This window comes from Ruminococcus sp., assembly GCF_016287535.1.
In the GTDB taxonomy this organism is placed as follows: domain Bacteria; phylum Bacillota; class Clostridia; order Oscillospirales; family Ruminococcaceae; genus Ruminococcus.
Window position 1 is genome coordinate 20,429 of record NZ_JAEFAJ010000025.1, and the last position, 26,429, is coordinate 46,857.

27 protein-coding genes are annotated in these 26,429 nt (G+C 47.1%); 3 read left to right on the forward strand and 24 right to left on the reverse strand.

What is annotated here, in order from left to right:
* Nucleotides 1-33: 33 nt before the first annotated feature.
* The 14 genes from QZZ36_RS09635 to QZZ36_RS09700 all read right to left on the reverse strand — a co-directional run bounded on the left by QZZ36_RS09635 (nucleotide 34) and on the right by QZZ36_RS09700 (nucleotide 12,645).
* Nucleotides 34-621 (reverse strand): histidine phosphatase family protein, encoded by a 588-nt coding sequence (locus QZZ36_RS09635; protein WP_295080675.1) that lies wholly within the window; start codon nucleotides 619-621, stop codon nucleotides 34-36.
* The gene (gene nspC / locus QZZ36_RS09640) at nucleotides 621-1,748 is read right to left on the reverse strand and encodes a carboxynorspermidine decarboxylase (RefSeq protein WP_295080679.1); all 1,128 of its coding nucleotides are present in this window, start codon (nucleotides 1,746-1,748) and stop codon (nucleotides 621-623) included. Before nspC ends, QZZ36_RS09635 begins: the two co-directional genes overlap by 1 nt.
* Nucleotide 1,749: 1 nt before the next feature.
* Complete coding sequence (locus tag QZZ36_RS09645; protein ID WP_295080682.1) at nucleotides 1,750-2,409, reverse strand: peptidylprolyl isomerase; 660 nt, start codon at nucleotides 2,407-2,409, stop codon at nucleotides 1,750-1,752.
* A gap of 18 nt (nucleotides 2,410-2,427) precedes the next feature.
* Complete coding sequence (locus tag QZZ36_RS09650) at nucleotides 2,428-2,901, reverse strand: VanZ family protein (protein WP_295080686.1); 474 nt, start codon at nucleotides 2,899-2,901, stop codon at nucleotides 2,428-2,430.
* A 1-nt stretch (nucleotide 2,902) separates the two neighbouring features.
* Nucleotides 2,903-4,105 (reverse strand): saccharopine dehydrogenase family protein, encoded by a 1,203-nt coding sequence (locus QZZ36_RS09655; protein WP_295080689.1) that lies wholly within the window; start codon nucleotides 4,103-4,105, stop codon nucleotides 2,903-2,905.
* Nucleotides 4,106-4,131: 26 nt separating this feature from the next.
* Complete coding sequence (locus QZZ36_RS12965) at nucleotides 4,132-4,539, reverse strand: DUF3592 domain-containing protein (RefSeq protein ID WP_365686188.1); 408 nt, start codon at nucleotides 4,537-4,539, stop codon at nucleotides 4,132-4,134.
* 193 nt (nucleotides 4,540-4,732) lie between these two features.
* Nucleotides 4,733-5,209, reverse strand: a complete 477-nt coding sequence (locus tag QZZ36_RS09665; protein ID WP_295080695.1) for a DUF3592 domain-containing protein — start codon at nucleotides 5,207-5,209, stop codon at nucleotides 4,733-4,735.
* A 57-nt stretch (nucleotides 5,210-5,266) separates the two neighbouring features.
* On the reverse strand, nucleotides 5,267-6,379 hold the full coding sequence (locus tag QZZ36_RS09670; protein ID WP_295080698.1) for a DUF3592 domain-containing protein: 1,113 nt from the start codon (nucleotides 6,377-6,379) through the stop codon (nucleotides 5,267-5,269).
* A gap of 84 nt (nucleotides 6,380-6,463) precedes the next feature.
* The gene (gene speB / locus QZZ36_RS09675; protein ID WP_295080701.1) at nucleotides 6,464-7,315 is read right to left on the reverse strand and encodes an agmatinase; all 852 of its coding nucleotides are present in this window, start codon (nucleotides 7,313-7,315) and stop codon (nucleotides 6,464-6,466) included.
* A complete protein-coding gene (speE, locus tag QZZ36_RS09680; protein ID WP_295080704.1) occupies nucleotides 7,305-8,156 on the reverse strand; it encodes a polyamine aminopropyltransferase in 852 nt (283 codons plus the stop codon). The genes speB and speE overlap by 11 nt, the downstream gene beginning before the upstream one ends.
* 185 nt (nucleotides 8,157-8,341) lie before the next feature.
* Nucleotides 8,342-8,815: a hypothetical protein gene (locus tag QZZ36_RS09685; RefSeq protein ID WP_295080707.1), complete on the reverse strand. Its 474-nt coding sequence runs from the start codon at nucleotides 8,813-8,815 to the stop codon at nucleotides 8,342-8,344.
* Between the two features lie 35 nt (nucleotides 8,816-8,850).
* On the reverse strand, nucleotides 8,851-10,302 hold the full coding sequence (locus QZZ36_RS09690) for an aminotransferase class I/II-fold pyridoxal phosphate-dependent enzyme (RefSeq protein ID WP_295080710.1): 1,452 nt from the start codon (nucleotides 10,300-10,302) through the stop codon (nucleotides 8,851-8,853).
* Complete coding sequence (gene speD, locus QZZ36_RS09695) at nucleotides 10,295-11,065, reverse strand: adenosylmethionine decarboxylase (protein WP_294754286.1); 771 nt, start codon at nucleotides 11,063-11,065, stop codon at nucleotides 10,295-10,297. The genes QZZ36_RS09690 and speD overlap by 8 nt, the downstream gene beginning before the upstream one ends.
* Before the next feature lie 458 nt (nucleotides 11,066-11,523).
* A complete protein-coding gene (locus QZZ36_RS09700; RefSeq protein ID WP_295080715.1) occupies nucleotides 11,524-12,645 on the reverse strand; it encodes a hypothetical protein in 1,122 nt (373 codons plus the stop codon).
* 473 nt (nucleotides 12,646-13,118) lie between these two features.
* On the opposite strand from QZZ36_RS09700, the gene QZZ36_RS09705 reads away from it, so the two are divergent.
* Nucleotides 13,119-13,823: a PspA/IM30 family protein gene (locus tag QZZ36_RS09705; RefSeq protein ID WP_295080718.1), complete on the forward strand. Its 705-nt coding sequence runs from the start codon at nucleotides 13,119-13,121 to the stop codon at nucleotides 13,821-13,823.
* Nucleotides 13,824-13,855: 32 nt separating this feature from the next.
* The gene (locus QZZ36_RS09710) at nucleotides 13,856-14,029 is read left to right on the forward strand and encodes a hypothetical protein (RefSeq protein ID WP_295080722.1); all 174 of its coding nucleotides are present in this window, start codon (nucleotides 13,856-13,858) and stop codon (nucleotides 14,027-14,029) included.
* Nucleotides 14,030-14,074: 45 nt separating this feature from the next.
* On the opposite strand, the gene QZZ36_RS09715 is transcribed toward QZZ36_RS09710, so the two are convergent.
* The 10 genes from QZZ36_RS09715 to QZZ36_RS09760 form a co-directional block, all read right to left on the reverse strand.
* Nucleotides 14,075-14,635 carry a DUF2812 domain-containing protein gene (locus QZZ36_RS09715; protein WP_295080725.1) on the reverse strand — a complete coding sequence of 187 codons (561 nt, stop codon included), beginning with the start codon at nucleotides 14,633-14,635 and terminating at the stop codon, nucleotides 14,075-14,077.
* Nucleotide 14,636: 1 nt separating this feature from the next.
* On the reverse strand, nucleotides 14,637-14,948 hold the full coding sequence (locus tag QZZ36_RS09720; RefSeq protein WP_295080728.1) for a PadR family transcriptional regulator: 312 nt from the start codon (nucleotides 14,946-14,948) through the stop codon (nucleotides 14,637-14,639).
* Nucleotides 14,949-15,124: 176 nt separating this feature from the next.
* Complete coding sequence (locus tag QZZ36_RS09725) at nucleotides 15,125-17,857, reverse strand: glycoside hydrolase family 9 protein (protein WP_295080731.1); 2,733 nt, start codon at nucleotides 17,855-17,857, stop codon at nucleotides 15,125-15,127.
* 278 nt (nucleotides 17,858-18,135) lie between these two features.
* Entirely contained in the window at nucleotides 18,136-20,526 is a 2,391-nt protein-coding gene (locus QZZ36_RS09730; RefSeq protein WP_295080734.1) for an endonuclease MutS2, read from the reverse strand.
* A 203-nt stretch (nucleotides 20,527-20,729) separates the two neighbouring features.
* Nucleotides 20,730-21,473, reverse strand: a complete 744-nt coding sequence (gene recO, locus QZZ36_RS09735; RefSeq protein ID WP_295080737.1) for a DNA repair protein RecO — start codon at nucleotides 21,471-21,473, stop codon at nucleotides 20,730-20,732.
* Between the two features lie 164 nt (nucleotides 21,474-21,637).
* A complete protein-coding gene (era, locus tag QZZ36_RS09740; RefSeq protein WP_295080740.1) occupies nucleotides 21,638-22,531 on the reverse strand; it encodes a GTPase Era in 894 nt (297 codons plus the stop codon).
* A complete protein-coding gene (ybeY, locus tag QZZ36_RS09745; protein ID WP_295080743.1) occupies nucleotides 22,531-23,043 on the reverse strand; it encodes an rRNA maturation RNase YbeY in 513 nt (170 codons plus the stop codon). The genes era and ybeY overlap by 1 nt, the downstream gene beginning before the upstream one ends.
* A complete protein-coding gene (locus QZZ36_RS09750; RefSeq protein WP_295080747.1) occupies nucleotides 23,036-24,004 on the reverse strand; it encodes a PhoH family protein in 969 nt (322 codons plus the stop codon). The genes ybeY and QZZ36_RS09750 overlap by 8 nt, the downstream gene beginning before the upstream one ends.
* Nucleotides 24,004-24,522, reverse strand: a complete 519-nt coding sequence (locus QZZ36_RS09755) for a CYTH domain-containing protein (protein WP_295080751.1) — start codon at nucleotides 24,520-24,522, stop codon at nucleotides 24,004-24,006. The genes QZZ36_RS09750 and QZZ36_RS09755 overlap by 1 nt, the downstream gene beginning before the upstream one ends.
* A 150-nt stretch (nucleotides 24,523-24,672) precedes the next feature.
* Entirely contained in the window at nucleotides 24,673-25,419 is a 747-nt protein-coding gene (locus QZZ36_RS09760; protein ID WP_295080754.1) for a hypothetical protein, read from the reverse strand.
* Between the two features lie 361 nt (nucleotides 25,420-25,780).
* On the opposite strand from QZZ36_RS09760, the gene QZZ36_RS09765 reads away from it, so the two are divergent.
* Nucleotides 25,781-26,429 (forward strand): glyceraldehyde 3-phosphate dehydrogenase NAD-binding domain-containing protein (locus QZZ36_RS09765; protein ID WP_295080757.1); only part of this gene is annotated, 649 nt, incomplete at its 3' end.

The window sequence follows — 26,429 nt, forward strand, 5'->3', positions numbered from 1 at the left end:
ATAAAAGAAAGGGACAGCATAAGCTGTCCTTTTTTAATGGTTATTTCCACCCTTGAATTCTTTTTCAACTATGAGTATCTCCTCTTTTTCAACGCAGTCCGAGCCATCAAAGCCAAGCCTTATGATATAGGGCATGAAGTCTATGATACGAAGGAAATCATCAGCTCCGAAGCTGTTGTCATAATAGTGGAGTATCGTGCTGAGAGCTGTTCCGTGAGTTCCCAACATGATATTTTCGTCCCTGTGTGCGGTTAAGATATCGTTTACGGCAGCGATATTCCTTTCCATTACCGAATTTAGGCACTCGCCGCCGGGCTCGCAGAAGCTGAGATCAGTCCAGCGCTTCCGGAACATCTCCGTATTGTTGCTGTTTTTTCCGCTGATACGCTCATGGAGCCTCTCGTCGATATCAATATCCAGCCCGTGTTCATCAGCAGTCTGCTTTATGGTATCATAGCTGCGCTTATAGGGACTTGATACCGCGCAGTCAAGGTGTATATCCCTCATGGCTTCAACTACCCTGAGGGTGTCCCTCATGCCCTCATCAGTCAGAGGACGGAGCGCCGCGTCAGCACAGCTGTGGTCAGGCTGTGCATGGCGTACAAAGTAGATGTTGGTCATTACAGTCTCTTCTTGAAGTCTTCATAGCCGAAGCCGCGAAGAATCTCAAAGCTCCCGTCCTTTTTCAGAAGAAGTATGGAAGGCAGAGGCATACCGTTGAAGGTGTTGTTCTTTACCATTGAATATATCGCCATATCGCCGAAAATCAGCCTGTCACCGATATGAAGCGGCTCGTCAAAGGAATACTCCCCTATAATGTCCCCTGCAAGACAGGTCTGTGAGCCGAGGCGGTAGCTGTACTTCTTCTCCCCCTTTTCGCCCGAACCCATAAGAGGCGGACGGTAAGGCATTTCCAGCACGTCGGGCATATGGCAGGCTGCCGAGGTATCAAGGATAGCAATAGGCATATCGTTTTCGGTGATGTCGAGGACCTCCGTAACGAGCCAGCCCGCATTCAGAGCTATGGCTTCACCGGGTTCGAGGAAGACCTCCAGCCCGTACTTCTCCTGTATACGGCTTATACACCTTTCAAGCCGCGGAATATCGTAGTCCTCACGGGTTATATGGTGTCCGCCGCCGAAATTTATCCATTCCATCTGCGGCAGCACATCACCGAACTTCTCCTCCACAGCGTCAAGGGTAGTTTCAAGATCGTCGGAATTCTGCTCGCAGAGAGTATGGAAATGAAGTCCCGTTACTCCTGAAAGGTCGTCTGTACGGAAGTTCCTGCGTGTGATACCGAGCCTTGACTTTGGCGAACACGGATCGTATATCTCATGTCCCTCCTGTGTGGAGCATTCGGGATTTATACGCAGACCTATCTTCTTTCCGGCTGCAAGGACCCGGTCGCGGTACCTGTCAAGCTGCGAAAACGAATTGAATATTATATGTCCGCAGCAGGATATTATCTCGTCTATCTCGTTTTCGCGGTAAGCCGCCGAGAAAACGTGATTTTCCTTTCCCATTTCATCATGTCCCAGCTTTGCCTCAAAAAGTCCGCTGCAGGCAGTACCTGCAAGGTACTCACCGATAAGCGGGTACATATGATAGCATGAGAAAGCCTTCTGTGCAAGGAGTATCTTTGCGCCTGTGCGCTTTGAAACGCCGCGCAGTATCTCCAGATTGTGAACAAGTGCCGGCTCGTCCACTATGTAGCAGGGAGTCGGCAGCTTTGAAGTATCAAACATATTACTTACTCTCGGTTATGAAATTGTTCATGGTGATCTTTACACGCGGTTCGCCGCTGGCATCAGGCTCTATCATTTCCACCTTCTCCATGATGATAGGATTTTTCGGTATAGCAAATTCGCCCAAGCTGTTAGTATCACGGTCTACCTTCATAAAGTCGTCAACTACTTCCATACCCTCTGTAACATTTGCGAATGCAGCGTAGTTTCCGTCAAGAGTCTCAGCGTACTGACCGTTGTAGCAGATGAAGAACTGGCATGAAGCACTGTCGTAATCCATAGCACGCGCCATAGAAACTACTCCGCGCTGATGTGAAAGCTCATTGTTCACGCCGTTAGCCGTGAACTCGCCCTTGATGCTCTCTATCTCGTCTCCTCCTGTGCCGTCACCCTTGGGGTCTCCGCCCTGAGCCATAAAGTTGTCAACAACACGGTGGAAGGTAAGTCCGTTATAGAAGCCCTCATTCACAAGCTTCTCGAAGTTCGCACAGGTTATCGGAGCCTGATCCGGGTGAAGCGTAAAAACTATGGTATTGCCTGACTGAACAGCCTTTTCCTTCTGGTCAGGAAGGTTCAGTTCCTTTCCGCAGCCGGTGATCATGAGCATCGTAGTTGCGGCAGCAACAGCTGCTCCTCTCTTTAATCCATTGATAAAATTCATTTTTATTCCTCCAGTTTTCTATTCTTTGCTGACGAACATCAGCTTTCTTACTATTTTAAGCCTTGAAAGTGTATATCCTATGACAGCACCGAAAAAGTTTAGTATATAATCGTCAATATCACAGGCACCGCGCATTGTGATGAACTGTATCATCTCCACGCCGATGATAACTGCCGAAGCCGTAAGGAAAAAAACTGCAGACCGCCGCTGCCTTTTCCACACAGCAGGCAGAAATACTCCCAAAGGCATAAATATCAGAATATTGCCCACAAGGTTATCTTTGGACATTTCAAGATAATAGATGTCCCTGTCGCGGATATATCCAATGAATTCTATGACCGTGCGGAACGGCACAAAATTGGTGTTCTCACGGAAGTACTCGCCGTAGGTATAAAATCCGCGCATACTGCTCCTGATAAAGAACAGCAGATTCAGCGCGAGCAGGATATAGACCGCAAACAGCGTAAAGACGATCGTTTTTTTCAGTCTCAAATCAGTCAACGAGTACCGGATCAAAGTCCTCTTCCCATGGGAGTCCCCACTTGTTCAGAGCCTCCATGAACGGATCGGGATCAAATTCCTCAATGTTGTATACTCCCGCCTTTTTCCATGTGCCTGTCATTATCATCATAGCGCCTATCATCGCCGGAACACCTGTGGTATAGGAAATAGCCTGTGAGCCGACCTCCCTGTAGCACTCCTGATGATCGCATATATTGTAAAGGTAGTAGTTCTTGTCCTTGCCGTCCTTCTTTCCGCGGAAGATACAGCCGATATTGGTCTTTCCAACTGTTCTCGGACCCAGCGAAGCAGGATCGGGAAGCACAGCCTTCAGGAACTGAAGAGGTACTATCTCCTTTCCTTCATACATTATAGGCTCTATAGATGTCATACCCACATTTTCAAGACACTTGAGATGTGTGAGATAGCTCTGACCGAATGTCATGAAGAAGCGGATGCGCTTTATGCCCTTTATATTGAGAGCAAGTGACTCCAGCTCCTCGTGGTGAAGAAGGTACATATCCTTTTCGCCCACGCCCTTGAAGTTGTAAACTCTCTTTATCTCCATAGGCTCTGTCTCTACCCACTTGCCGTCCTCGATGTAGCTGCCCTTTGCCGAAACCTCGCGGATATTAATCTCAGGGTTGAAGTTCGTAGCAAACGGGTAGCCGTGGTCGCCGCCGTTGCAGTCGAGAATGTCAATGTAGTTTATCTCGTCAAACTCATGCTTCATGGCGTAAGCGGAGAATACTCCCGTAACGCCGGGGTCGAAGCCGCTTCCGAGAAGAGCAGTGATACCAGCCTTTTCAAATCTGTCACGGTAAGCCCACTGCCACTTGTACTCGAACTTGGCAGTATCGAGAGGCTCATAGTTGGCAGTATCAACATAGTGTGTCTTTGTAGCGAGACAAGCGTCCATTATGGTAAGGTCCTGATATGGGAGCGCAAGATTCAGGACTACGTCCGGCTTGTAGCTGTTGATAAGAGCAACCAGCTCGTCAACATTATCAGCGTTCACCTGTGCGGTCTCGATGACAGTCTTTGTTGTGGGCTGGAGCTTCTCCTTCAGCGCGTCGCACTTTGACTTGGTACGGCTCGCTATCATTATGCCCTCAAATACCTCGCTGTTCTGACAGCACTTGTGGATAGCTACGGACGCAACACCGCCGCAGCCGATTATCATACATTTTCCCATTTTTGATTCCTCCGTATCTTTTAATATTATATTTTAGTATTATTTTGGTACTCATTTCTAATACAACCTATTCCCGCCGCCCAAGAAGCCACCCCCGCGAAAACAATAACTATAAAAACAAAATTATCAGCTTTTTCTTCCTTGGGGCAATAATAATCTGACGGTTCATTAGGATCTATAAAAAACTTTACTGTCTCGCCTTCTGTCATGTTAGGCACTCTTGAAGAGTTCGGACCACATACTGTTAAAGATTCACCATTATAGAAATAAGAATATACAACCGTATAGATCCTTTCATTATCGTTGTCGCGGATTTCAACTATTCGATCGACCACAGCCTCGGTCTCAAAGGTGCATTTTTCAGCCTTATTAGCATATATATTTTTTAAACAAAAAGGACAAAAAAATAATAAGCAGCCAACAAGTATAAACAATATCCCACCTGGACTGAACCATGCGAATATTTTTTCATCCGATAGTATCCTTTCTGTCTTTTAGTATAAAAATATCACCTTATTTTCAACTTCATATTTGTAAAGCCTGTGTTCTGCACCTCAAAGCCCATCTGCCTGCAGAGCGGATAACCGTCCGCAGAAGCTTCCGGAAAAAACTGCCATTTTCTCCGGTTTAACTCAGGTAAGACGGACCGAATTCGTTTAATGCCTGATTCGCATACCAAATAGGGATCTGTATTGCCAGGAATAAAATAAGCAAACATCCAATGACCACACACAAGATCTTTATATTGCGTCTCCTGACAAAACGTGTTTCCTCAGGACAGAAAAATGACTTAGGATTATCCGGATCCACACGGATCTCGAACTGCGAACCGATCTCTGCCTTCTTGAGCCACTTGCTGTCGGTGCTGCCTGCAAGCTGGAATACTTCACCATTGTAGGAATACTCATAAAGAGGTGCCTTTTTAGTGTAATATGAATGGTCATCACTGTCATAATACCTGACACTGGTATAACTTACTACTTCCGCCAGAACACTTTCCGTACAGCGGCTTTTTCTCTTTTTCTCCCTGACGATCACATATATTACAACTATAAAAGGCATAAGAACCAGGACTTTTATTAAGAATATCATGATATGATCCATAATTTTCTCCTTTCAAGGTACAGCCTCCACCGGGACGGAAGCAAAAAGATCATGCTATCAATAATAGTCCGAGCCGGATCTTTTTTCTCTTATAACATCTTTGATATACACTACCATAATAGCAATACAGATACCGCTGACTATAAGCAGTATTACACCAAAGAACCTGCCCGAAGTCTCCTTGGGACAGTAATAGGTCTGAGGATCGTTAGGATCCAGATAGAATTCCACCCTATCACCCTTACGTACCTTCAGGCTCGATGAATATACCCGGCTCTGGGCAGTGTACTCCTCGCCGTTATATTCGTAGGAATACACAGGGGCATAGGTAGTACCGTCGGAATCCGAATCCTCAACAATGCGCGATACTATGGCGGTCGTTTTATAAGTACATTGCTTTTTCAGCTTGGAATCATACTTAAAAAACATTATTCCGCCAATCATTGTAGCAATGATAACAAGAGAAAGAACAACAGCACTTGTTTTTGTCATTTTTGGAGTAACTATGCCTTTTCCTCCTGAATATCCCGCAGATTCATAATTTGGAGTATATTTGCCGCTTCCTTCTAAATATCCCGCAGATTTATAATCCGAAGCCTGATATATGAAATTTCTTGTAGTATTTCTTACCTTTTTTATAATAATTACAACTACCGCAACGATAATTATGCCTATTATGATAAACGCTACTGAACTGTGGTCTTTTTTCATGTAATCAGGCACATAAATTTTTTCGGGATCACTCGGATCCACATATATTTCCACCTGTTTGCCTGCCCATAATCCATTAAACTGTGCATATGAATTCCCACTTTTTGTATACTCAACACCATTGTATGTATACTTGAAAACAGGGGCATATGTTTCCGTTCTGTCAGGATCGTCTCTGTCACGGGGATGACTTTCGCTCCATGACACCATAGCTGTTATCTCACCCGAAACCAATTCGGTACAGTTCTTTTTAGCCGATATGTTGTTAAAGCCAAAATATACTCCGACTGAAAATAAAATAATACCTCCGATCAGCAGCGGCAGTAAAACCAATAAGCCTATGAAGCCAGCAGTATTGGATATAGCTTTCTGATGTCTGTCCGCAAAGTCTATAACCTCCGCAGTCTTTCTGGCTGCTCCACTGTAATTTTCATAATTGTTATAATCATTATATTTCATTTTTTCCACCCAATAATCCTTTTAGTGTTAATATCCGCAGGAACGACCGTCGTTATCCCGCTTTTTTGCAGCCTGGCACCTATATCACGAAAGCGCCAGAAGCATTTCCCTTATTATCTTGCAGGCAACTGCCGTTGAAACTCCGCTCTGATCGTAGACCGGACTGAGCTCGTTCACATCGCAGCCAACTATGTCAAGCCTGCTGCAAACGAGGGTCACAGCATTTCTCAGTTCCTCAAATGTCACTCCTCCGGCTTCGGGAGTACCCGTACCGGGGAATACGGACGGGTCAAGCACATCAAGGTCGAGAGTGAAGTAGACTTTCTTGCCCCTGAGCTTCTCCACTGTCTCCTCAAGCCCGTCAAAGCTGAATTTATGCATTTCCGTATGCTCGTCAGCGAAATAAAACTCCTCGCGGTCGCCGCTGCGGATACCGAACTGAAAGATATGACCGTCTCCCACAAGCTCGTGACAGCGCCTTAATACACAGGCGTGGGACAGCTTCTGACCGAGATAGTCGTCACGCAGGTCCGCATGAGCGTCAAAGTGTACTATATAAAGGTCGCTGTACCTTTCCTTCACAGCCCTTACCGAGCCGAGAGTGACAAGGTGCTCGCCGCCTATCATAAAGGGCAGCTTTCCGTCTTCAAGTATAATGCCTGCCCTTGAAGCTATATCGTCAACAGCACGGTTTGTGCTGCCGAAGGGCAGCTCAATGTCTCCGCTGTCGAAGTAGCTGTAATCTGTCATGTCCTTGTTCTGGTAAGGACTGTAGGTCTCTATGCCGAAGCTCTCGTTCCTTATGGCAGAGGGAGCAAACCTAGTTCCCGGACGAAAGCTGGTGGTACCGTCAAAGCCAGCTCCGAAAAGGACTACCTTAGCGTCCTCATACTCGCTGTCGCAGGCAATGAAGGTCTGTATATTCTTATTCAACATCTCTTAGAAGCTCCTCTACATAGCACGGAAGGGCAAATGCTCCCGTATGAAGTCTTGGATTGTAATAGCGCGTCTTGATACCGTGCATACTCCATTTTGTACCGTTATAATCATTGGTCGGGTGGTATTTCTTTGAAGCAAAGCCGAAGAGCCAGTGTCCCGAAGGATAGGTAGGGATATGAGCCTGATACACCTTGCTTATGGGGAAGCTCTCAACTATGCGCTTGTGTGAGCGCTGCATAGCCGCGGCGTCCTCGTCATAGAAGGGGCTCTCATGCTGATTCACCATGATACCGTCGTCGCGGAGCGCCTTGAAGCAGCTTCCGTAGAACTCCTTCGTGAAAAGCCCCTCTCCGGGACCAAAGGGGTCTGTAGAATCTACTATTATAACGTCGTACTGGTCTGTACAGCGGCGTATGAACTTAACGCCGTCCTCATAGAACACATTTACTCTCGGATCATCAAAACGGCAGGCAGTAGTGGGGAGATACTTCTTGCAGACCTCCACAACCAGCTCGTCTATCTCCACAAGGTCTATGCTCTCTACCGATGCATAGCGTGTGAGTTCACGCACAACGCCGCCGTCACCGGCGCCTATAACGAGTATATTCTTTGGATTAGGATGTACTGCCATAGGAACGTGGGTTATCATTTCATGGTAAATGAACTCGTCCTTCTCTGTCAGCATCATATATCCGTCAAGCGTAAGGAAGCGTCCGAACTCCTTTGAGTCAAAAACATCGATGCGCTGAAACTCGCTGTTTCCGCTGTAAAGCTGATGATCGACCTTTATTGAAAATTTAACATTCGGAGTATGTCTCTCCGTGAACCATAATTCCATACTATACCTCCTTTTAAATCCAAATTTAGCTTTGCTAAATTTGGATTTAGTTGAGAGTGGAAAGTTAAGAGTTAATTAGTTCGCTGCGCTCATATTTTTTAAATTATATCGCCGCAGGCGATACACCTCAACTGTCAACTCTCAATTCTCAACTCTAAACTAAATCATAATTTTGCTCCGCAAAATTATGATTTATCTGCCGGAGCTCCCGACATTCCATTCTGCTTCATAATAAATTTAAGGAATAAAGGCTTTACAATAAAAATAATGATATATGCAACTATAAGACTTAATATCAGTGATTTGATGAACGACGGCAGAAAAGGCATCTTTGAACCGTGTGCCGTTGCCTGCCTGTATGCCATGAACACCATTGAAAATGTAAGTATGGGTGTATAAATCAAATCAGACACAAGCGACGAAAGAAGTCTTGCAGGGAGACTGTGCTCCTCAATACCGCATTTGCGTACAAGTCCGTCCTCTAACTTTTTCATTGGTACTAAAAAACCGATGATAAGGCTTATCACAGTGCTTATCCCGAAGCTCATAAGAAATCCGGGAACTGTGAAGTGACCTGAAGAAAGCGTGCCCAAAAGTGAAAGGCAGAAACTGAGCGTGACTGCCATAAGTATATTCATCTGTAATCCAACTTTTTTCATATCCGTTTCCTCCCTAAAAACAACAAATACTATATTCAGATATCAAGAACATTGAGTCTTTCGATATTTATGTCCTCGGTGCCCGTCATCTGACATCCCTTTTCCTTGGCGTACTTTATATATTCAATTATTTCATGGGTTATCAGTTCTCCCGGAGCAAGTATCGGTATCCCCGGCGGATAGCACATAACGAATTCGCTGCACACCTGTCCTGCCGCTTCATCGAGAGGAAGCGACCTCTTTGCGGCATAGAAAGCCTTTCTCGGAGTTTCCGATACTACAGGACTGATATATTCCTGTGTGAGCATATCCGTACCGTCCTTTCCGAAGCGCCGCTTTATCTCCGCAAGAGCGCTGATAAGGCGTTCGATGTCTCGTTTTCTGTCGCCTACGGATATGTAGGCGAGGACATTTCCGATGTCTCCGAATTCTATCTGTATATCGTACTCGTCACGGAGAAGGTCATAGACCTCGATACCTGCAAGTCCGATAGGCAGGGTGTATATACTCAGCTTCGACACATCAAAGTCGAAGATACTGTCACCGTTGATAAGCTCCTTGGAGTAGGCGTAGTAGCCGCCTATCTCGTTTATCTCGGAACGAGCGTACTCAGCCATTTCCACTGTCTGCGCGAATATCTCCCTGCCTCCGAGAGCAAGTCTCTTCCTTGAGATATCAAGGCTTGAAAGCAGCAGATATGAAGCGCTTGTGGTCTGGGTAAGGTTTATGACCTGACGCATATAGTCGGCGTTGACATTCTTTCCGAGGAGCAGGAAGGAGCTCTGTGTAAGACTTCCACCTGACTTGTGCATACTTACGGAAGCACAGTCCGCCCCTGCCGCCATAGCGGTCAGCGGGAAATTCTCACCGAAATAGAAATGAGTGCCGTGAGCCTCGTCAACAAGCACTAACATACCATGAGCATGAGCCAGCTCCGTTATTTTCTTCAGGTCGGAGCATATACCGTAGTATGTGGGATTGTTGACCATTATAGCCTTTGCGTCGGGATTATCGCGGATAGCCTGTTCCACCTGAGCCACCGACATACCGAGGGCTATGCCCAGCTTGGTATTCACGTCCGGATTTACATAAACAGGAACGGCGCCCGTCATGATAAGGGCATTGATAGCGCTCCTGTGTACATTTCTCGGCATGATTATCTTGTCGCCCTCCTTGCAGGCGTACATTATCATGCTCTGAACAGCGGAGGTAGTGCCTCCCACCATGAAGAATGCGTTTGCCGCACCGAAAGCCTCGGCAGCGAGAGCCTCCGCGTCCTTTATGACAGAAACGGGGTGGCAGAGATTGTCGAGGGGCTTCATGGAATTCACGTCAACGCTCATGCAGTCCTCGCCGAGAAACTCGGTGAGCTCCATATTTCCCCTGCCCCTTTTGTGTCCGGGCACGTCAAAGGGTACTATCCTCATGCGCCTGAATCTTCGCAGCGCCTCATATATAGGCGCGTTTGTCTGGGAAAGCTCAGCCATTTCCGAACACGTTCCTTCCGCTGAAAATTTCTATCATCTCCCGCTGGAGCGCATTTGTTATCTCAAGTCTGCGCCTTGGCGGAAGCTCGTTAACATCTGTATTGAAGAGGTAATTCTGCAGGTCAAGCTCCTTGATGAGCATTTTCGTGTGGAACATATTAGCCTGATATACGTTTATATCCACAACGTCGTACTTGTCAAGTATCTTCTCGTCGATATAGTTCTGTATGGAAGTTATATCATGGTCGATAAAGAGCTTTTCGCCGTCAAGGTTACGGGTAAAGCCCCTTACCCTGTAATCCATTGTGATGATATCCGAATCAAAGCTGCCTATGAGATAGTCAAGAGCCGTGAGAGGCGTTATCTTTCCGCAGGTAGCAACGTCTATATCCACACGGAAGGTGGCTATGCTCGTATCCGGGTGGAACTCCGGGTAGGTATGGACAGTTACATGGCTCTTGTCGAGGTGAGCAACGGTCTCGCTGCCTCCTGCCGGTATCATTGTATCGTCGGCGATAAGGAAAGTGGCGGAAGCGCCCTGAGGGTCGTAGTCCTGACGGGACACGCTCAGCACCTGCGCACCTATCATCTCCGTTACATGAGTCATTATATCTGTTATACGCTCGGAGTTGTACTGCTCGTCAACATAGGCGATGTACTCCTGCTGCGAACGTGCCGTCTTGGCATAACAGACATCATATATATTGAAGCTCAGCGACTTCGTAAGATTATTGAACCCGTAAAGTTTCAGTTTATTCTCCATAAAAAACACCTTCACAACAAAAATGCACACAAAGACCTTATCAGCCATTGTGTGCATGAAATACATATGCCTTTAGCACAGAAACTTCATTGACGGTACAGAGTCTATATAAGCAAGTACTACCTTTTACTACTCTTATTGACCTTTCACAAGCTGATGAGAACTTATAAAAACTTTATCGACATACAGTCGAATCAATAAGGCAACAGAAGTTGCCAGCCGATATATCGGCATTCGGCATTTGACCCGGCTGTCCGTATGGCCTCAACTCCCTGCGGAGTGGTCAATAGTCTTGCTCCGAAACCGTAGCTTCTTTTGCAATGTAATATATTTTATCACATTTTGCTATTTTTGTCAATAGTACAGCACTATATTATTTGAGCTGTAAAATAAAAGGAAGGACGTCCCTGCCGTACATGACAGTGACGTCCTGCAAATTTCATAGTATCACTTTATTCTCAGAGTGTATAATCCGGATTGCTCGCATTGCAGTGAGGACAGCGTTTCAGTTTTGCAGAATACTTATTTCCGCAGTACTCACACATTACCTCCTTTGCCTGACCGCTGTTTACTGTACTTGAAATAAGGTCCGGCATTTCGGACTGGCTGCCGCCGTATGTATTATTGCCTGTAGTGTCCGGTCTTGTACCCGTCTGCGAATAAGGCGATGTACCGCCGTAGCCTGTATTCGCTCCCGTATACGAGCCGTTTCCTGTGGTCGGGAGTCCGAAGGTATCTTCCTCAGGCGCAGGCTTTGCGCCTCTGTACTTGAAAGTTCCCCAGAAGACCATAAAGAACATATGGAACAGTACAAATGCCAGCGGACACATCATACCGCCCAGCTCACTCCAGTTTATCCCATTCTTATAGCTTTCTGTAAACTTGTCGAATGAAGCTATAAGCTGACCTCCCACATCCTTGTCATTGCTTTCCAGCCTGCTGTGCAGATCGCTGGTGAACCTGGCTACCGCATCAGAGGTGAGGATATTGTCAGTATCGTCGCCCTGCATACCTTCCCAGTACCAGTCGATATACGAACCTGACGGATAGCTTTCCTGAGAATATACTATAAGCCAGTGCATCTCATCGTCGAATTCACTGAGATATCTGTCGTAAGCATATTCTTCAAGATTCTTCCTTTTTGACCATACATCATTGTAGACCGTGACTACTGACGGAGTAACGCCCGTTTTTTTCATAAAGCGCTCCAGCGAATCGTAAAGAGCCTGCTCGTCACTGATAACGTCAGCCTCGTCACTGATAACAATATTATGGTTATAATTCTTTTTAGCTATCGGAATATTTTTTATGACCGCCGGCACCAGAACAAACAGGAAAGGCAGATAGAAAAGTATCAGAAGCAGCCTTGGCCACTGAATGCCGGGCTTGAAGCTCCTGTCAGCATAAAAATACTTAGGCTCCCCACGCCTGTAGTAAACATACCGTGTTGAACCCGGAAAGCGTCCGCGGCTTATTGTCGGACCTCTTCCGCCTCCGCGGGAGCCTCCTCCGTGTGAACCGCCGTGTGAACCTCCGTGTGAGCCGCCCCCGTGAGAGCCGCCTCCTGATGAATGTGGCATATTCATTCCCCCTATATCAATATATTATCATTATTTTATATTATTTGTATCACTTTGTCAAGACTCCCGTAAAAAAATCTTTTGCTTTATGTTATACGTCAAAAACCGTATCCGGTGTTATTTTACACAAAAATATATTGACAAATCAGATCTTTCAAGTTAAAATAGTAATATCGGAGTTGCTTTCTGCACAATGCTTCCCTGCATGAGAACAGCAGCTTCTGTACATACGTTCGTTTCTATCGTCCGGGTACGCAGATTTTCAACATCCTCGCGTATTTGTTAACGGATCTGAAAAAAACGAGGAATAATTATGTAATAATGTGTTCATAAATCTGACTGATAAATGAAAATCAGATGAAATCGGCAGCTTTTTCCTTGACAAGAAATATACAATGTCATATAATATTCTTGTGGCACAAGGGGTGTGCCTTATGAAACACTTTTTTACATGAAACAGGAGGATTATAAAAATGGGTGTATTTCAGAGATTATCAGACCTTCTCAAAGCAAACGTAAACGATCTTATCGACAGAGCTGAAGATCCGGAGAAGATGGTCAAGCAGATCATCATCGATATGCAGACAGAGCTCACAAAGGCTACTCAGAACTACGGCAAGGCTAAGGCAAGCGAACGCCTCGCTGAAAAGAAGTACCTCGACGCTCAGAAGGTATCGGCTGACTGGGAATCAAAGGCTAAGGCTGCTCTCGCAAAGGGAGATCAGGACCTCGCTAAGCAGGCTCTCGCAAGAAAGGTCAAGGCTGACGAAGATCTTGCAAACTATAAGGAAATGTATGAGTCCATCTCCGCACAGACAGACGCTATCGGCGATCAGGTAGAGGTGCTCAAGTCAAAGCTTGAAGAGGCCAAGAGCCGTCAGGCAATGCTCATCGCACGTTCACAGATGGCTGACACACAGAAGAGCCTTGCAAAAGCTGCCGGAAGCTTCGATCCCAACTCGTCTTTTGACAAGTTCCAGAGAATGGAAGACAAGGTAATGCGCAAGGAAGCTGAGGCAGCTGCATTCACAGAGATCGCAGGCGACGCTCTTACAGGCGGCACAGGCGACGAGCTGAAGAATACATTCAAGGATCTTGAGTCCGAAGCAAAGGTAGACGCAGAGCTCCAGAGACTTCTTGCCGAGATGAACGGCGGTTCTTCAAACAGTTCAAACTGATGCTGTCAGATTAAAAGCAAAGGAATTTTATTATGAGCCGCAAGAAAAAAAATATTTATCCCGCCAAAAAAATGTTCAGGGATTCGCTGCCGGTACTCGGCGCGATATTCCTCGTAATAGTATCCGTAGCATATATCCTCTTCCGCAGCTGGAGCAACAAGCTCTACTATGAAAAGTGGAAGGAATACGAAGATTGCGGTATCTGAATAAAAACATCAAAGCTCCGAAGCATTACGCTTCGGAGCTTTTTGTTATTCTTTGTATTTATCCCTGAGCTTACGGAATCCCCTTATGCAGTAAATGAACATCGCAACATAGATAATAAAAAGGAATAAATACACGAGCAGCCCTACCAGACCTGACGTTCCGAATCTGGGTGAATTGATCGCAAATAAATAGAGATTAGGTATTATCGTCAGGAAGAATATAATGAGCAGCGGAGTCATTCTCGTAGTTATCACTCTTTTCATCATGTTGAGCTTTGACTGCGGATCGCTGAATATATCCATTTCTTTCTCGGAAAGTCCCTCCGCGCTTCTGCGGAAATAGTCAAATCCTGCAACTCTGCCGCAGTGCTCCCAACCGTAATCCGCAAACATTTTTATATACTCCGGATAATCGGCTTTATTTGCAACATAATCCAGCTTGTAAATGACGTTTTCCGGCTCGCATTTTACAAAGTGCTGGGAAAAAGCACAGACTTTTTCCAGCTTCCAGCCCACACTGTGCATTTTCGTAAGGTACTCACCCTCTTTTTCGTAATCGGGAAGAAGAAATAATTTATGTGTAGTTAATCTTGCCTTGTCACTCATATCAGTTACCTCCTATATTTCTGTACAAGCGCTTGATACGCGCTATTTCTATTCCGAGAATCTCCTCACCTGTTTCGGTGATCACATAGAGCTTTCTCTTTTCTTCTTCGCGGACAAATCTTATCAGACCGTCCTTTTCCATTTTTGATAAGCTTCCGTACATAGTTCCCGGAGTTATCACCACTTCCCCGTCGGTCATAGCCTTTACCTTCTGCGTGATACTGTACCCGTGCATTTCCTCACGCAGACAGAAGAGTATGTAAAAGGCAGTTTCCGACATGGGGATATAGACTCGTTTTAATCTGTCATTCATCCTCAACACTCCTTATATCATGGTATGATGTATCAGGATTTGATACATCGTAGCTCGATATATCTCACTGTGATATAAGTATATCACACCTCGATATACTTGTCAATACCTTTTCTGCAATTTGTCATAATGCACAAAAAAAGCTCCCCGGATTATCCGGGGAGCTTACAGTTATTTTATTGCTTTGTCGGGTCAAGGCTCTTTATCTTGTGAAGCAGATACAGCTGTATCTGGAGCGCGTCATTTGATGTAAGACCCTTGCTCGATGTATCAACGTCAGCGTTTGCGGCACCCTGTTCTGTGATGTGCTTGCTGTCTGTACCGCCAACACCGTACTTGTTTGGATTTGCGAGAGCCTGCATGATAAGCACAGCGTCTGCCATATCTATAGTACCGTCGCAGTTAGCGTCGCCGTAGTCAGCTTCAGTTACCTTGTTGGGTTCATCAACGTCAGGACCGCTTGAAGCACCTGCATACTGAGGAAGATTGCTTACAGAACCTTCAATAAATAATGTCAGTATCCTTACGTCAGCTTCATCAAGAGTTTCATCGCCCATAGTTGAAACATTTGCGTTCTTTGCACCCTGCTCGGTAAGAGGATACTTTGCACTGTCCTTGATGTGATTTTCAAGGAGTTCAACGTCTGTCTGATTTACAACACCATCTTCGTTTACGTCACCGTAAGCAGTACCGTTGACTCTAACAGGCTGCTTGTCATTATTTACGGGAGCAGTCGTAGTAGTTGTTGTAGTTGTTTCCGTAGTAGTCGTTTCTGTAGTAGTTGTTGTAGTTGTTTCAGTAGTTGTAGTTTCGGAAGTAGTTGTGGTAGTTGTTGTATCCTTGGGCTTTGAAGAAGTTGTTGTTCTTGGTGTCTCGCTGCCTGTGCCGCCGAGTCCGTCAGCCTTTGTGCCGTCGGGCTCTTCGCCGTAGTAAAGCTTTCCGTTAACATAAACAGGTACATAAGGTGTTACAACACCGGAAGCTGTACCGTCTGTTGACGAACCCTTGCCTACGCCCTTTGCGGAGAAGTCGTTTGATGAATCCCAGCCGCTGCCGTAGTCAGGCATTACGATAGCAAGGAGTATCTCGCACTGCTGCTGTCCCTCAGATATAGGAAGAACAACACGTCCGTCGGGGAGATTTACCTCGATATAGTAGATATTGCCGCTGTACTGTATAGGCTTGGAGATCTCAGCGGTCTTGTAGCCCTTTGCGGAATACATTGCGGACTGGTCACGGTCGCAGCGGATAACGAGGTCCTCAGGATTCTTGCCTGCGGAAATTACCTCGCTGAGATCCATGAAGTATCTGAATGAGATATTGTCCTGAACTCTTGCCGGCCATGCGGAGTGGTTAGTCACCTTGAAGCTGATAGTCTGTCCGCTGGAATCGCCGCCCTTTGAGAGCACCTCAACGTAGAATTCGGGTCCGTCGTGCTCTTCCTTTGCAGGGAAGCTCGGATCCTTTGTTCCGCCGTACTTGTCTACCATCTTGCAGAGCATAGCTGTGAAGCCTGCGTTATAGTCTGTAGCGACCTCGTTGTTGATGAAGTCCTGACGGTCGTCGTTGTAAGAGCCGTCCTGGTTGGGACCTCCTACGAGAGCGCCGTAGAGGATATGTCTTGTTCTGTCCGGTATTTTAAGGTCGTTCTTCCATGAGCCGTGAGCTGTACGGTGGTGAGGATTCTGGGGATACTTGTCACCGAAGCCTACTACATAGCTCTGCTTGTTGGGGTTGTCGCCGAGAGCGTAGTTTACCTGAGTCTCAGCAAATTCCATATACTTTGAAGCCTCTGAAGTAAGGATAGTATCGCTTGCAACAGTTGCGATGAAAGCAGCTGTATTTGCGTATCTCAGACAGCCCCAGTTGCTCAGCCAGCGGAGTCCGCCTGATATTGTCTTAGCCTCTTCGCCGTTTACCCAGCGGTCAACGTGCTTCTTAACGTGAGCTATAGCGCTGGAATCGTTTGTGTTTATAGCATAGAGCAGCATAGCTCCCTGCATATTGTCGTCCCAGCAGTGTGACCAGCCGTAAGCGAGGGTATCGCCTTCGCCCAGCATCTTGCCGAGGTTGGGGATATAGCCCTTTGCGTCTTCAAGGTAGCCGTTGTCGCCAGTTGCGATATAGAGCCAGTTCGCAGCATAGAAGAGCTCATCATAGAAGTGGCTGGACTGATAGAAGCCCTGTGCGTCACTCTTGTTATATACATCATCGCTTGGTGATGTCTTTGCTATCTTGTAGATATTCTCAGCGTGTTTAAGGTAGTCAGCCTTCTTGGAAGCGTCGATGCTTCCGTCAAGAGCTGCAGAACCGGCTGCAAGAGCTGCTGCCATTTCGCCGAATACTGCTGAACAGCCCTTTGAGGATTTGAGAGCCGCACGGCACTCTGCGATAGAATGTGAGTTGTCCTCCATACCGTATTCAAGAAGCTCAACAGGACCCCACCATGTGTGGTCGTCCTTACCGATGCCTACCTGATAGATCACCTCGGAGCCCTTGTCGCACTCTGCAAGATAATCAAGCACGAAGGTAAGATTGTTTACATAAGTTTCCTTGAGGCCTGCCTTTTCAAGTCCGTCCGGATACTGATAAAGTCCCCACGCCAGCATTGAAGCCGAATATGACATAGGAAGATTGAACTTTACGTGATCTCCGGCGTCGTACCAGCCTCCGAGAACAGGGTCCTGCATAGCGGAATCCGCCTTCCACTCTACTCTGTTCCAGTCCGGGAGCGGACCTGCCTGCTGCGCCTCATAGAAGAACAGCGACTTGTCCAGTGCGTCAACGTAATTGAACTTGCCGTCAGCGGCATTAGCCGTTGTCAACATAACACCTGCCGGCATTGCCGAAACAGTTGATGTGGCAAGCAGGACGGCGGAAAGGAAACCGCCTGTCAGTTTTTTAAGCATAGTAAAACTCTCCTCTCATTTTAAATTGCTCCGTATGCGCGGAGCTTCCTCACGAGTATACCATAGCTATACACCATAATTATGCCACAAATCTCCGCCGATGTCAAGCAAATAATGAGCAGCAGGCTGAAGAGCCCTTAGCCCTTGGCTGTCAGTTCTCAGAAAATTAACGGGGCGATGTAAACATCGCCCCTTGATAATTATATCTGAGAATATAGTTTTTTCTGCGGTCGAAGTGAGGCGGACGTTTGCGTAATTGCCCTGAACCACACAAAAAGCTATTTAAGCTCCGCAACAGTAACGCCGTCCTCGCCCTCGCCGAAAAGACCGAGTCTGAACGCCTTTACAGACGGATGTGATTTCAGCCGCTTGTGTACAGCCTGTCTCAGCAGTCCCGTACCCTTGCCGTGGATTATAGTAATAGTCGATATATTTGACATTACCGCCTGATCTATGAAGGCGTCAAGCTGATATACTCCGTCGTCGCAGGCGCAGCCGCGGATATCAAGCTCCATTTTTCCTCTGCGCTCAGCCTTTACGCCCACCTTGTTCATCTTGCGGTTCGGACGTATGGACTTGTTGCCGACCGTCACCTTCTCCGGCTCTTCAAGGCGCAGACGTGATATATTCATCTTGGTCTTCATAACGCCCATCTGAACGTAAACGAAATCACTGCCGTCGGGCTCTCCTGAGATTATACCCTTGCGCTGCAGGTCAACTACGTATACAGTATCTCCCCGGCGAAGCTTTCTCGGCAGTACGTAGCCCTCGTTGGGATCGCGCTTCTCTACGGGATTTGCCGTGTCGTACATCTTGTTGAAGCTCTGCTTGGTCTTTGACTTCATACCCGATACATTGGCACTGAAATCCTTCTTTTCCTTTTCCTTGCGGAGCCTTTCAAGCTCGTCAAGGAGCTCGTTGGACTCCGCCTTTGTCTGCTCTATTATGGTCATAGCCCGGAGCCTTGCCTTTTCCAGCTCCTCAGCCTTTGAAGCCTCAAGCTTTTCGCGCTCTGTTCTGATAGCTTCCTCGTGCTCGGCAGTCTCCATACGCAGACGGGTTATCTCCTCTTTCTGCTTTTCCAGTTCAAGACGCGCAGCCTCAAGCTTGCCGATGACCTCTTCAAGACGGGTATTCGCCTCGCTGACGCGCATTTTAGCGTCATCTATGATATCTGCCGGCATACCGAGACTTTCGGATATAGCAAAAGCGTTTGACTTACCCGGCGAACCCACGATAAGCCTGTAGGTGGGACGAAGTGTCTCGATATCGAACTCACAGGAAGCGTTTTCAACACCCTCGCTGTCGATAGCGAATACTTTAAGCTCCTGATAATGGGTCGTCACCATTACCTTTGCGCCGCTCTGCATAAGGCGGCGGATAATGGATATTGCGAGAGCCGCGCCCTCTACCGGGTCCGTGCCCGAACCAAGCTCGTCAAGGAGGACGAGGGACTGCTCGTCGGCAGTTTTAAGTATCTCAATGACCTTGTTCGTATGCGAGGAAAATGTAGACAGGTTCTGCTCTATGCTCTGGCTGTCACCGATATCCGCGAGGATATGGTCGTAGACTGATATCCTGCTGCCGTCGGCAACTGGTATGAGAAGTCCGCACATGGTCATAGCCGCAAGAAGTCCGGCAGTTTTGAGAGTTACCGTCTTACCGCCGGTATTCGGACCGGTGATGATGAGTGCCTGATAATCCTCGCCGAGACTTATCTCCACGGGAACAGCCTTGTTCTTGTCGATAAGGGGGTGACGGGCTTTTTTAAGGTGCATTTTTCCGTCGTCAGTTATCTCCGGCAGGGAGCAGTTCAGCTTTGCCGCAAGATTTGACTTTGCAAAGTAGAGGTTCAGCTCTGTGCAGACCTTATAGTTCTCCGCAAGTATATCGGCATACTCCCCGCAGTCACGGCACAGCTGACGGATTATGCGCTCTATCTCCTCCTGCTCCTTCGCTTCAAGGAGACGTATATCGTTATTTGCCTCAACTATCGCCATAGGCTCTATGAATATAGTCTGACCTGTGGCGGAGGTATCGTGTATAAGTCCGCTGACCTGTCCGCGGTACTCCGATTTTACGGGCAGAACGAAACGTCCGTCACGGATAGTGACATTAGCCTCCTGAAGATACTGCTGAGTGGTCTTGTTCTTTATCATCTTGTCAAGGGTCTCGCGGAGCTGCATACCTGCACGGTTTATCTTACGGCGTATAGCCGCAAGCTCCGCACTTGCCGCGTCGGATATCTCATTCTCGGAGATTATGGAGCGCTCCAGCTTCTCCAGCAGCCAGTCATTGGGCTGTAGCCGTGAGAACAGATAGCTCAGCTCTGTTTCCATATTCTCACAGTGAGCGTACCAGTCGGCGAGAGCCTTTATCTGTTTGAGCATTGCGGCAATATCAAGAAGGTCGCTGAGAGAGATGACAGCTCCCGACTTGGCTCTTGCGGCAACAGTGCTTATGTCCTTGAAATTGCCGAAAGGCGGAGTCCCGAACTGCACCGAAAGAGACAGTGCCTGAGATGTTTTGAGACATTCATAGCGAACTCTTTCAAGGTCGTTGTCGGGACGTACCGCCAGCGCCATGCGGCGTGTCTCCTCATTGGATGTGAGCTCCGCAAGCATTTCCAGTATCTTGTCCAGTTCAAGTGTTTTCAAATATTTATCCATAATTATCCTTTACTGTTGCAAATCATAATTTTGCGGAGCAAAATTATGATTTAGTTTAGAGTTGAGAATTGAGAGTTGACAGTTGTGGTGTATCGCCTGCGGCGATACAATTTAATTAATATGAGCGCAGCGAACTCATTAACTCTTAACTCTCCACTCTCAATTCTCAACTAAATCCAAATTTAGCAAAGCTAAATTTGGATTTAAACGATAGTCTTGTAAAAATCCAGTGTACCGAAGCTGCGCTCCAGATGTGTGAGCAGATATGACTCCGCCAGTGCGGAAAGCCTCTGCTGAGTTTCCTCAGATACGCGGAAATTGAACAGCCTGTCAAAGTCGCTGAGAACGATATGCCGCACTGCACTGAGCACAGGCAGCTTGACCTTCATATAGTCCGCACCGCTTTCATTCTCAAAGCAGTCGGCGCAGTAAAAGCCACCGTCGCCGATGCAGAAAAAGAGCTCCTCAGGCTCGTACACGCCGCAGCCCCGGCAAGCGACAACATCGGGCATATAGCCTATCTCCGACATCAGTCTGAACTCAAATAACGCTTTCAGCTGACGCTCGTCACGCTCCCCTTTTTCGAGAAAGTGGAGACAGTTCAGCAGAAGCCTCATGATATCGCCGTTCTGAGCCTCAGGCTTTATACAGAAACGCATGACCTCAGCGAAATAGCTCGCAAGTGATATCTTCGTCAGCGAATCACGAAGTCCGTAAAAAATATGTATCGGCTCCGCACTGTTCAGGTAAAGGTAGTTTCCTCTCCTGTCCACGCAGAACCGCGAATATGCCAGAAGCTGAGTGGAGCTGCCCGATTTCCCGTTAATTTTCTTTGCGCCTTTTACGGAAACCTCGATAACTCCGTTCTCTCTGGTCAGTATATCAATAAATTTGTCCTGTTCTCCGACAGAACGCTCTTTCAGGACGATGCCTTCAACAGTTGTCATGGTTATCTTCCTTACTTGCCGAATACCGCAGATAGTCCTCTATTCTGCCGCTCTCGGCGAATATGCTCCAAAATATATCCTCGTTCACTGAACCCTCCGCAGAAAAAAGTGAGCTCATGCTCCCTCAATATTTTCTGCGGAGGATATGTAAATATTAACGGTAATTATTTCTCTGAAAGTCCGAAGCTGCGTATCAGGTTCTCCCTGTTGCGCCAGTCCTCCTTGACCTTGACCCAGCATTTTAGATTGACCTTTATCTGGAAGAAGTCCTCCAGCTCTATCCTTGCGGCTGTGGAAGCCTTTTTCAGCATAGCGCCGCCCTTGCCTATGATTATCCCTTTGTGGGACTCCTTTTCACAGTAGATAACGGCAGATATATCAAGTATATCCTTGTCGTCGCGCTCGCTCATCTGCTCTACTCCGACGGCTATACCATGCGGCACCTCATCACTCAGAAGAGTGAGCAGCTTTTCACGTATCATCTCAGCCGCCAGCACCTTTTCCGGCTGGTCGGTTATCATGTCCTCCGGGAAGAAGTGTACCGACTCCTCCGCAAGTGCGATTATCTCGTCGATGACTATATCAACGCCGCTGTTTTCGGTGACGCTTACCGGAACTACTGCCTGAAACTGTATCTTTGAGGTCAGCTCCGCTATGACCGGAGCCAGTTCGTCCTTGTTCCTGAGCAGGTCTATCTTGTTGAGCACCAGTATCACCGGCATTTTCGAGCTGTTCATAGATTTCAGCAGGTCAAGCTCCTGCTGGTTTATTTTTTTTGTGCAGTCCATTACGAAAACTACCGCGTCAATGTCGCTGACCGACTCCTTAACGGTATTCAGCATATGCTCACTGAGCTTGTTCACGGGCTTGTGAAGTCCGGGGGTATCGAAGAATACCAGCTGAACGTCGTCGATATTGCGGATACCCGTGATACGGGTACGTGTGGTCTGCGGCTTGCTGCTGACCGAAGCTATCTTCTCGCCGACGATAGCGTTGAGGAGAGAGGATTTGCCAGCATTGGTGCGTCCTGCGATAGTAACGAAAGCTGTTCTCGGCATCAGGCTTTTTCTCCGTTCACAACGAAAGTAACGTCTCTTGAGATACCGAGCTTCTCAAGGACGGATTCTTCCTTTTCACGCATGATGCGCTGTTCGAGCTGACCTGTCTCGTGGTCGTATCCCAGCAGATGGAGCATTGAATGTACTGTGAGGAAGCCTACTTCTCTTTCAAGTGAGTGTCCGTAATTCTGAGCCTGCTTTACAGCTGTTTCCAGTGAGATGACAACATCTCCCAGCTGTACCGCGCCTGTTTCGGGATTTACCTCTACAGCTCCGTCCTCGCCTGTGAGCGGAAATGAGAGTACATCTGTGACTGCGTCTTTATTTCTGTATATCTTATTGAGATTCTTTATTTCATTATTGCTTACGAACGAAACGCTTACCTCAGCGTCCTTGCCGAAATTCTCAGTTGTGAGAACTGCCTGACAGCATCTTCTGATAAGGAGCCTTATACCTACGGGGACCTTCACCTCTGTCTGATTATTCTTGACATAAACCTTTAACTTAGCCATGATTATTTTTTCTCCCTTCATTGTATTTTTCATAAGCCTTGATAATATCCTGTACAAGTCTGTGTCTTACTACATCCTTCTCCGTGAAGCGATGTATCTCGATATCGTCTATCCCCCTCAGGACCTTGACAGCCTCCACAAGTCCGGATCTCTTTGTATCGGGGAGGTCTATCTGGGTGATATCGCCTGTTATTACCATTCTGCTCTCGTTTCCGAGGCGGGTGAGAAACATTTTGATCTGTTCCGAAGTAGTGTTCTGGGCTTCATCGAGTATGATGAACGCCTCATCGAGAGTACGTCCGCGCATATAAGCGAGAGGAGCCACTTCGATTATCCCTTTTTCCATATAGCGTGCGAAGCTCTCCGCACCGAACATATCGAACAGGGCGTCATAGAGAGGGCGCAGATAAGGATCCACCTTATCCTGAAGGTCGCCGGGAAGGAAGCCCAGCTTCTCTCCTGCTTCAACAGCAGGACGGGTAAGGATGATCTTTTTGATCTTATGCTCGCGGAACGCCTTTACAGCCATAGCCACGGCGAGGTATGTCTTTCCTGTGCCTGCAGGACCTATGCCGAGAACTATGGTATTGTTCTTTATCGCGTCTGTGTAGCGTTTCTGTCCCACTGTACGGGGGCGCAGTATCTTACCTGAGGCGGTCACGCATATACCGTCTCCGCCGAGCTCATGGAGCTCCTCCTCTATGCCGTCAGCGACCATAGAGGCAACGTAGCGGACCGTCTGCTCATTGACGGCATTTCCCTTATCTGCAAACTCCATAAGGGCGCGGAGGGCCTTTTCGGCACCTGCGGTATCGCCGTCGCCGATTATTTTGATACCGCCGTCCCTGCTGACAACGGTGACATTGAAATCCTTCTGTATTCTGCTGACATTTCCGTCAAGCTGTCCGAAGAGGGCTGAAAGCTGCTCCGGACTGTCAGCGGGTACGAATATTTCCGACATTAATTATTTTCTCCAATCTTCTGTTCGGGGAAAGCTCCTGCTGCCGCAAGAGCCGCATTGGAATAGCGCCTGTCCGCAGAAACGTCTCTGAGGACCTTAACATTATCAGGGAAATCTATAGTCTGCTCCGGCGAAGAAAGCTCAAGCTCCATGATGGCGAGCTTATCCGAAAAAGGGTAAGTATCCAGTTCAAAAAGCTGATCGTGGTAATCAAAGCAGTAACGCACCTTTATGACCTGAGGGCAGTCGGTGCGGTGCTCTCCGAGGAGCCTGCGGTACTCATCGCCGCTTATCTCGTATTCGTTTTCCTCTCTTGTGACAGGACTGAGGAACACCTTTTCAGTATAGGTATACTTTACGCATCCGTTTTCATCAACAGATCTCACTCTGCGCTGGGACCCGTTCACTCCGCTTCTGAGGTAGGTCTGAACGATACCTATCCTGCGTTTCACATCAAGTTCTGATACATCGGGGAATTCAACGAGAAATTTACGTTCTATCTCATAATTCTTTCCCATAAGCACACTCCGAAAACGATGATTTTGCGTTGATCTCTTTCAACATTTTTATTATACAACTTTTTTTGAATAATGTCAACAAAATAATCAGGATATTCTGTTTAATATGCTAAATTTAACCACATTGTCACCATTTTGTCACATACTGGCTCATATATCCCTCAGCATCAGGTTGAAGGGATTGAAAAAGCTCTCCTGAAGTTCTGCCGGAGGGGCTTCAACAATGGCAGTACCACTGCTGCCCGTCAGCGGTATTTCGACTGTCAGCGAATCTCTTCCGGACACGGCCGAAGCTGATATCCGCTCTGCAAGTCCGCTGATTATCTCATCAGGATATTCACTGAAAACATCGGGTACGCTGAACGCTCCTTCGTCCACAAATGTCCTCAAACTGCGCACTGAAATGTTTAAAGTTTTCAACGCTGCCTCACACTCTATCTCAAGCTCTGCTTTTTCGCCGTCAGCAAGAATTATCTGCTTTCTTACGAATCCGAGTATCAGAAACTGAAGCGTCCCGCGATCTGTCCTTATGTATACCTCCGGAACGCTTTTTACGGTTATACTGCACTTGCCGTCAGCAGCTGCCTCACATTTTGCCGCAAGCTCCTTTATAAAAGCGTCCGCTCTGACAGAAGTGAGCTCCTCCGCGGCAAGCCTTTCGGATGCGAGAGCTCTGCTCAGCTCGGTATTCCTCATAAGGTCGCAGCACATCGTCAGTATACTGTCTATCAGCTCTCCGCTTTCCCTGCTGCCGCACTTTTCCAGCGTCTCACGCAGGAGCTCGCAGGACGCCGATATGCCGGTCACCGAACGCCTGACGAGATAATCCGAACATTTCAGGTATTCCTTTGCGAAGCTGCTCCCGAAGAAAGCTGTTATTTCGTTTTTTCTGTCCATGACTCCTCCTCTTTCCTATATATTACCTATATATTAATACGACGCGCAGATTCCGGTCATTACAAACGGACTGCGTTCCCTGAACATAATTCAAGGGGGTATTGATCAAATAATATTTTATCAGTGATAAACATACTGCTGTTTCACAAAATATATTATACTACACAAGTTAAAAAAATGGAATAGATATAAGCCGTTTTTACGCCAAAGAAACTGCAACAAAAATTTTGATATCAACAATTATATGTTTGTACAATATGCACTTTTCACGAAATTTCTGTTATTTTTTTGTCGAACCTCTTGAAAAATTATCCGAGTTGAGTTATAATAAAACCATACAAATTTTTAGGAGGTATATCCCATGTCAGTTAAAGTTGCTATTAATGGTTTCGGCCGTATCGGTCGTCTTGCATTCAGACAGATGTTTGATGCTCCCGGTTATGAGGTAGTTGCAATCAACGACCTTACAAAGCCTTCAATGCTCGCTCAGCTCCTCAAGTATGATACAGCTCAGGGCGGTTACTGCGGAAAGATCGGTGAGAATCTCCACACTGTATCAGCAGACGACGAGAAGGGCACAATCACTGTTGACGGCAAGACTCTTACAATCTATGCTATGGCTAACGCTGCAGAGCTTCCTTGGGGCAAGATCGGCGTTGACGTAGTTCTTGAGTGTACAGGTTTCTACTGCTCAAAGGACAAGTCACAGGCTCATATCGATGCCGGTGCTAAGAAGGTCGTTATCTCAGCTCCTGCAGGAAATGATCTTCCTACAATCGTTTACAGCGTAAACGAGAAGACTCTCACAAAGGATGACAAGATCATCTCAGCTGCATCATGCACAACAAACTGCCTCGCTCCTATGGCTAAGGCACTCAACGACTATGCTCCTATCCAGAGCGGTATCATGAGCACAATCCACGCTTACACAGGCGATCAGATGATCCTTGACGGTCCTCACAGAAAGGGCGACTTCAGAAGAGCAAGAGCTGGTGCTGCAAACATCGTTC

Excerpts from the sequence above, each read along its gene's own strand:
- QZZ36_RS09715 (WP_295080725.1), bottom strand. The coding sequence starts at position 14,635 with ATGAGTGACAAGGCAAGATTAACTACACATAAATTATTTCTTCTTCCC.
- QZZ36_RS09690 (WP_295080710.1), bottom strand. The coding sequence starts at position 10,302 with ATGGCTGAGCTTTCCCAGACAAACGCGCCTATATATGAGGCGCTGCGA.
- QZZ36_RS09720 (WP_295080728.1), bottom strand. The coding sequence starts at position 14,948 with ATGAATGACAGATTAAAACGAGTCTATATCCCCATGTCGGAAACTGCC.
- era (WP_295080740.1), bottom strand. The coding sequence starts at position 22,531 with ATGCCGAGAACAGCTTTCGTTACTATCGCAGGACGCACCAATGCTGGC.
- recO (WP_295080737.1), bottom strand. The coding sequence starts at position 21,473 with ATGACAACTGTTGAAGGCATCGTCCTGAAAGAGCGTTCTGTCGGAGAA.
- QZZ36_RS09710 (WP_295080722.1), top strand. The coding sequence starts at position 13,856 with ATGAGCCGCAAGAAAAAAAATATTTATCCCGCCAAAAAAATGTTCAGG.
- ybeY (WP_295080743.1), bottom strand. The coding sequence starts at position 23,043 with ATGGCTAAGTTAAAGGTTTATGTCAAGAATAATCAGACAGAGGTGAAG.
- speD (WP_294754286.1), bottom strand. The coding sequence starts at position 11,065 with ATGGAGAATAAACTGAAACTTTACGGGTTCAATAATCTTACGAAGTCG.
- QZZ36_RS09725 (WP_295080731.1), bottom strand. The coding sequence starts at position 17,857 with ATGCTTAAAAAACTGACAGGCGGTTTCCTTTCCGCCGTCCTGCTTGCC.
- QZZ36_RS09760 (WP_295080754.1), bottom strand. The coding sequence starts at position 25,419 with ATGGACAGAAAAAACGAAATAACAGCTTTCTTCGGGAGCAGCTTCGCA.
- QZZ36_RS09755 (WP_295080751.1), bottom strand. The coding sequence starts at position 24,522 with ATGGGAAAGAATTATGAGATAGAACGTAAATTTCTCGTTGAATTCCCC.
- QZZ36_RS09645 (WP_295080682.1), bottom strand. The coding sequence starts at position 2,409 with ATGAATTTTATCAATGGATTAAAGAGAGGAGCAGCTGTTGCTGCCGCA.
- QZZ36_RS09730 (WP_295080734.1), bottom strand. The coding sequence starts at position 20,526 with ATGGATAAATATTTGAAAACACTTGAACTGGACAAGATACTGGAAATG.
- QZZ36_RS09705 (WP_295080718.1), top strand. The coding sequence starts at position 13,119 with ATGGGTGTATTTCAGAGATTATCAGACCTTCTCAAAGCAAACGTAAAC.
- QZZ36_RS09655 (WP_295080689.1), bottom strand. The coding sequence starts at position 4,105 with ATGGGAAAATGTATGATAATCGGCTGCGGCGGTGTTGCGTCCGTAGCT.
- speB (WP_295080701.1), bottom strand. The coding sequence starts at position 7,315 with ATGTTGAATAAGAATATACAGACCTTCATTGCCTGCGACAGCGAGTAT.
- QZZ36_RS09750 (WP_295080747.1), bottom strand. The coding sequence starts at position 24,004 with ATGTCGGAAATATTCGTACCCGCTGACAGTCCGGAGCAGCTTTCAGCC.
- QZZ36_RS09665 (WP_295080695.1), bottom strand. The coding sequence starts at position 5,209 with ATGGATCATATCATGATATTCTTAATAAAAGTCCTGGTTCTTATGCCT.
- QZZ36_RS09635 (WP_295080675.1), bottom strand. The coding sequence starts at position 621 with ATGACCAACATCTACTTTGTACGCCATGCACAGCCTGACCACAGCTGT.
- nspC (WP_295080679.1), bottom strand. The coding sequence starts at position 1,748 with ATGTTTGATACTTCAAAGCTGCCGACTCCCTGCTACATAGTGGACGAG.
- QZZ36_RS09670 (WP_295080698.1), bottom strand. The coding sequence starts at position 6,379 with ATGAAATATAATGATTATAACAATTATGAAAATTACAGTGGAGCAGCC.
- speE (WP_295080704.1), bottom strand. The coding sequence starts at position 8,156 with ATGGAATTATGGTTCACGGAGAGACATACTCCGAATGTTAAATTTTCA.
- QZZ36_RS09700 (WP_295080715.1), bottom strand. The coding sequence starts at position 12,645 with ATGCCACATTCATCAGGAGGCGGCTCTCACGGGGGCGGCTCACACGGA.
- QZZ36_RS09685 (WP_295080707.1), bottom strand. The coding sequence starts at position 8,815 with ATGAAAAAAGTTGGATTACAGATGAATATACTTATGGCAGTCACGCTC.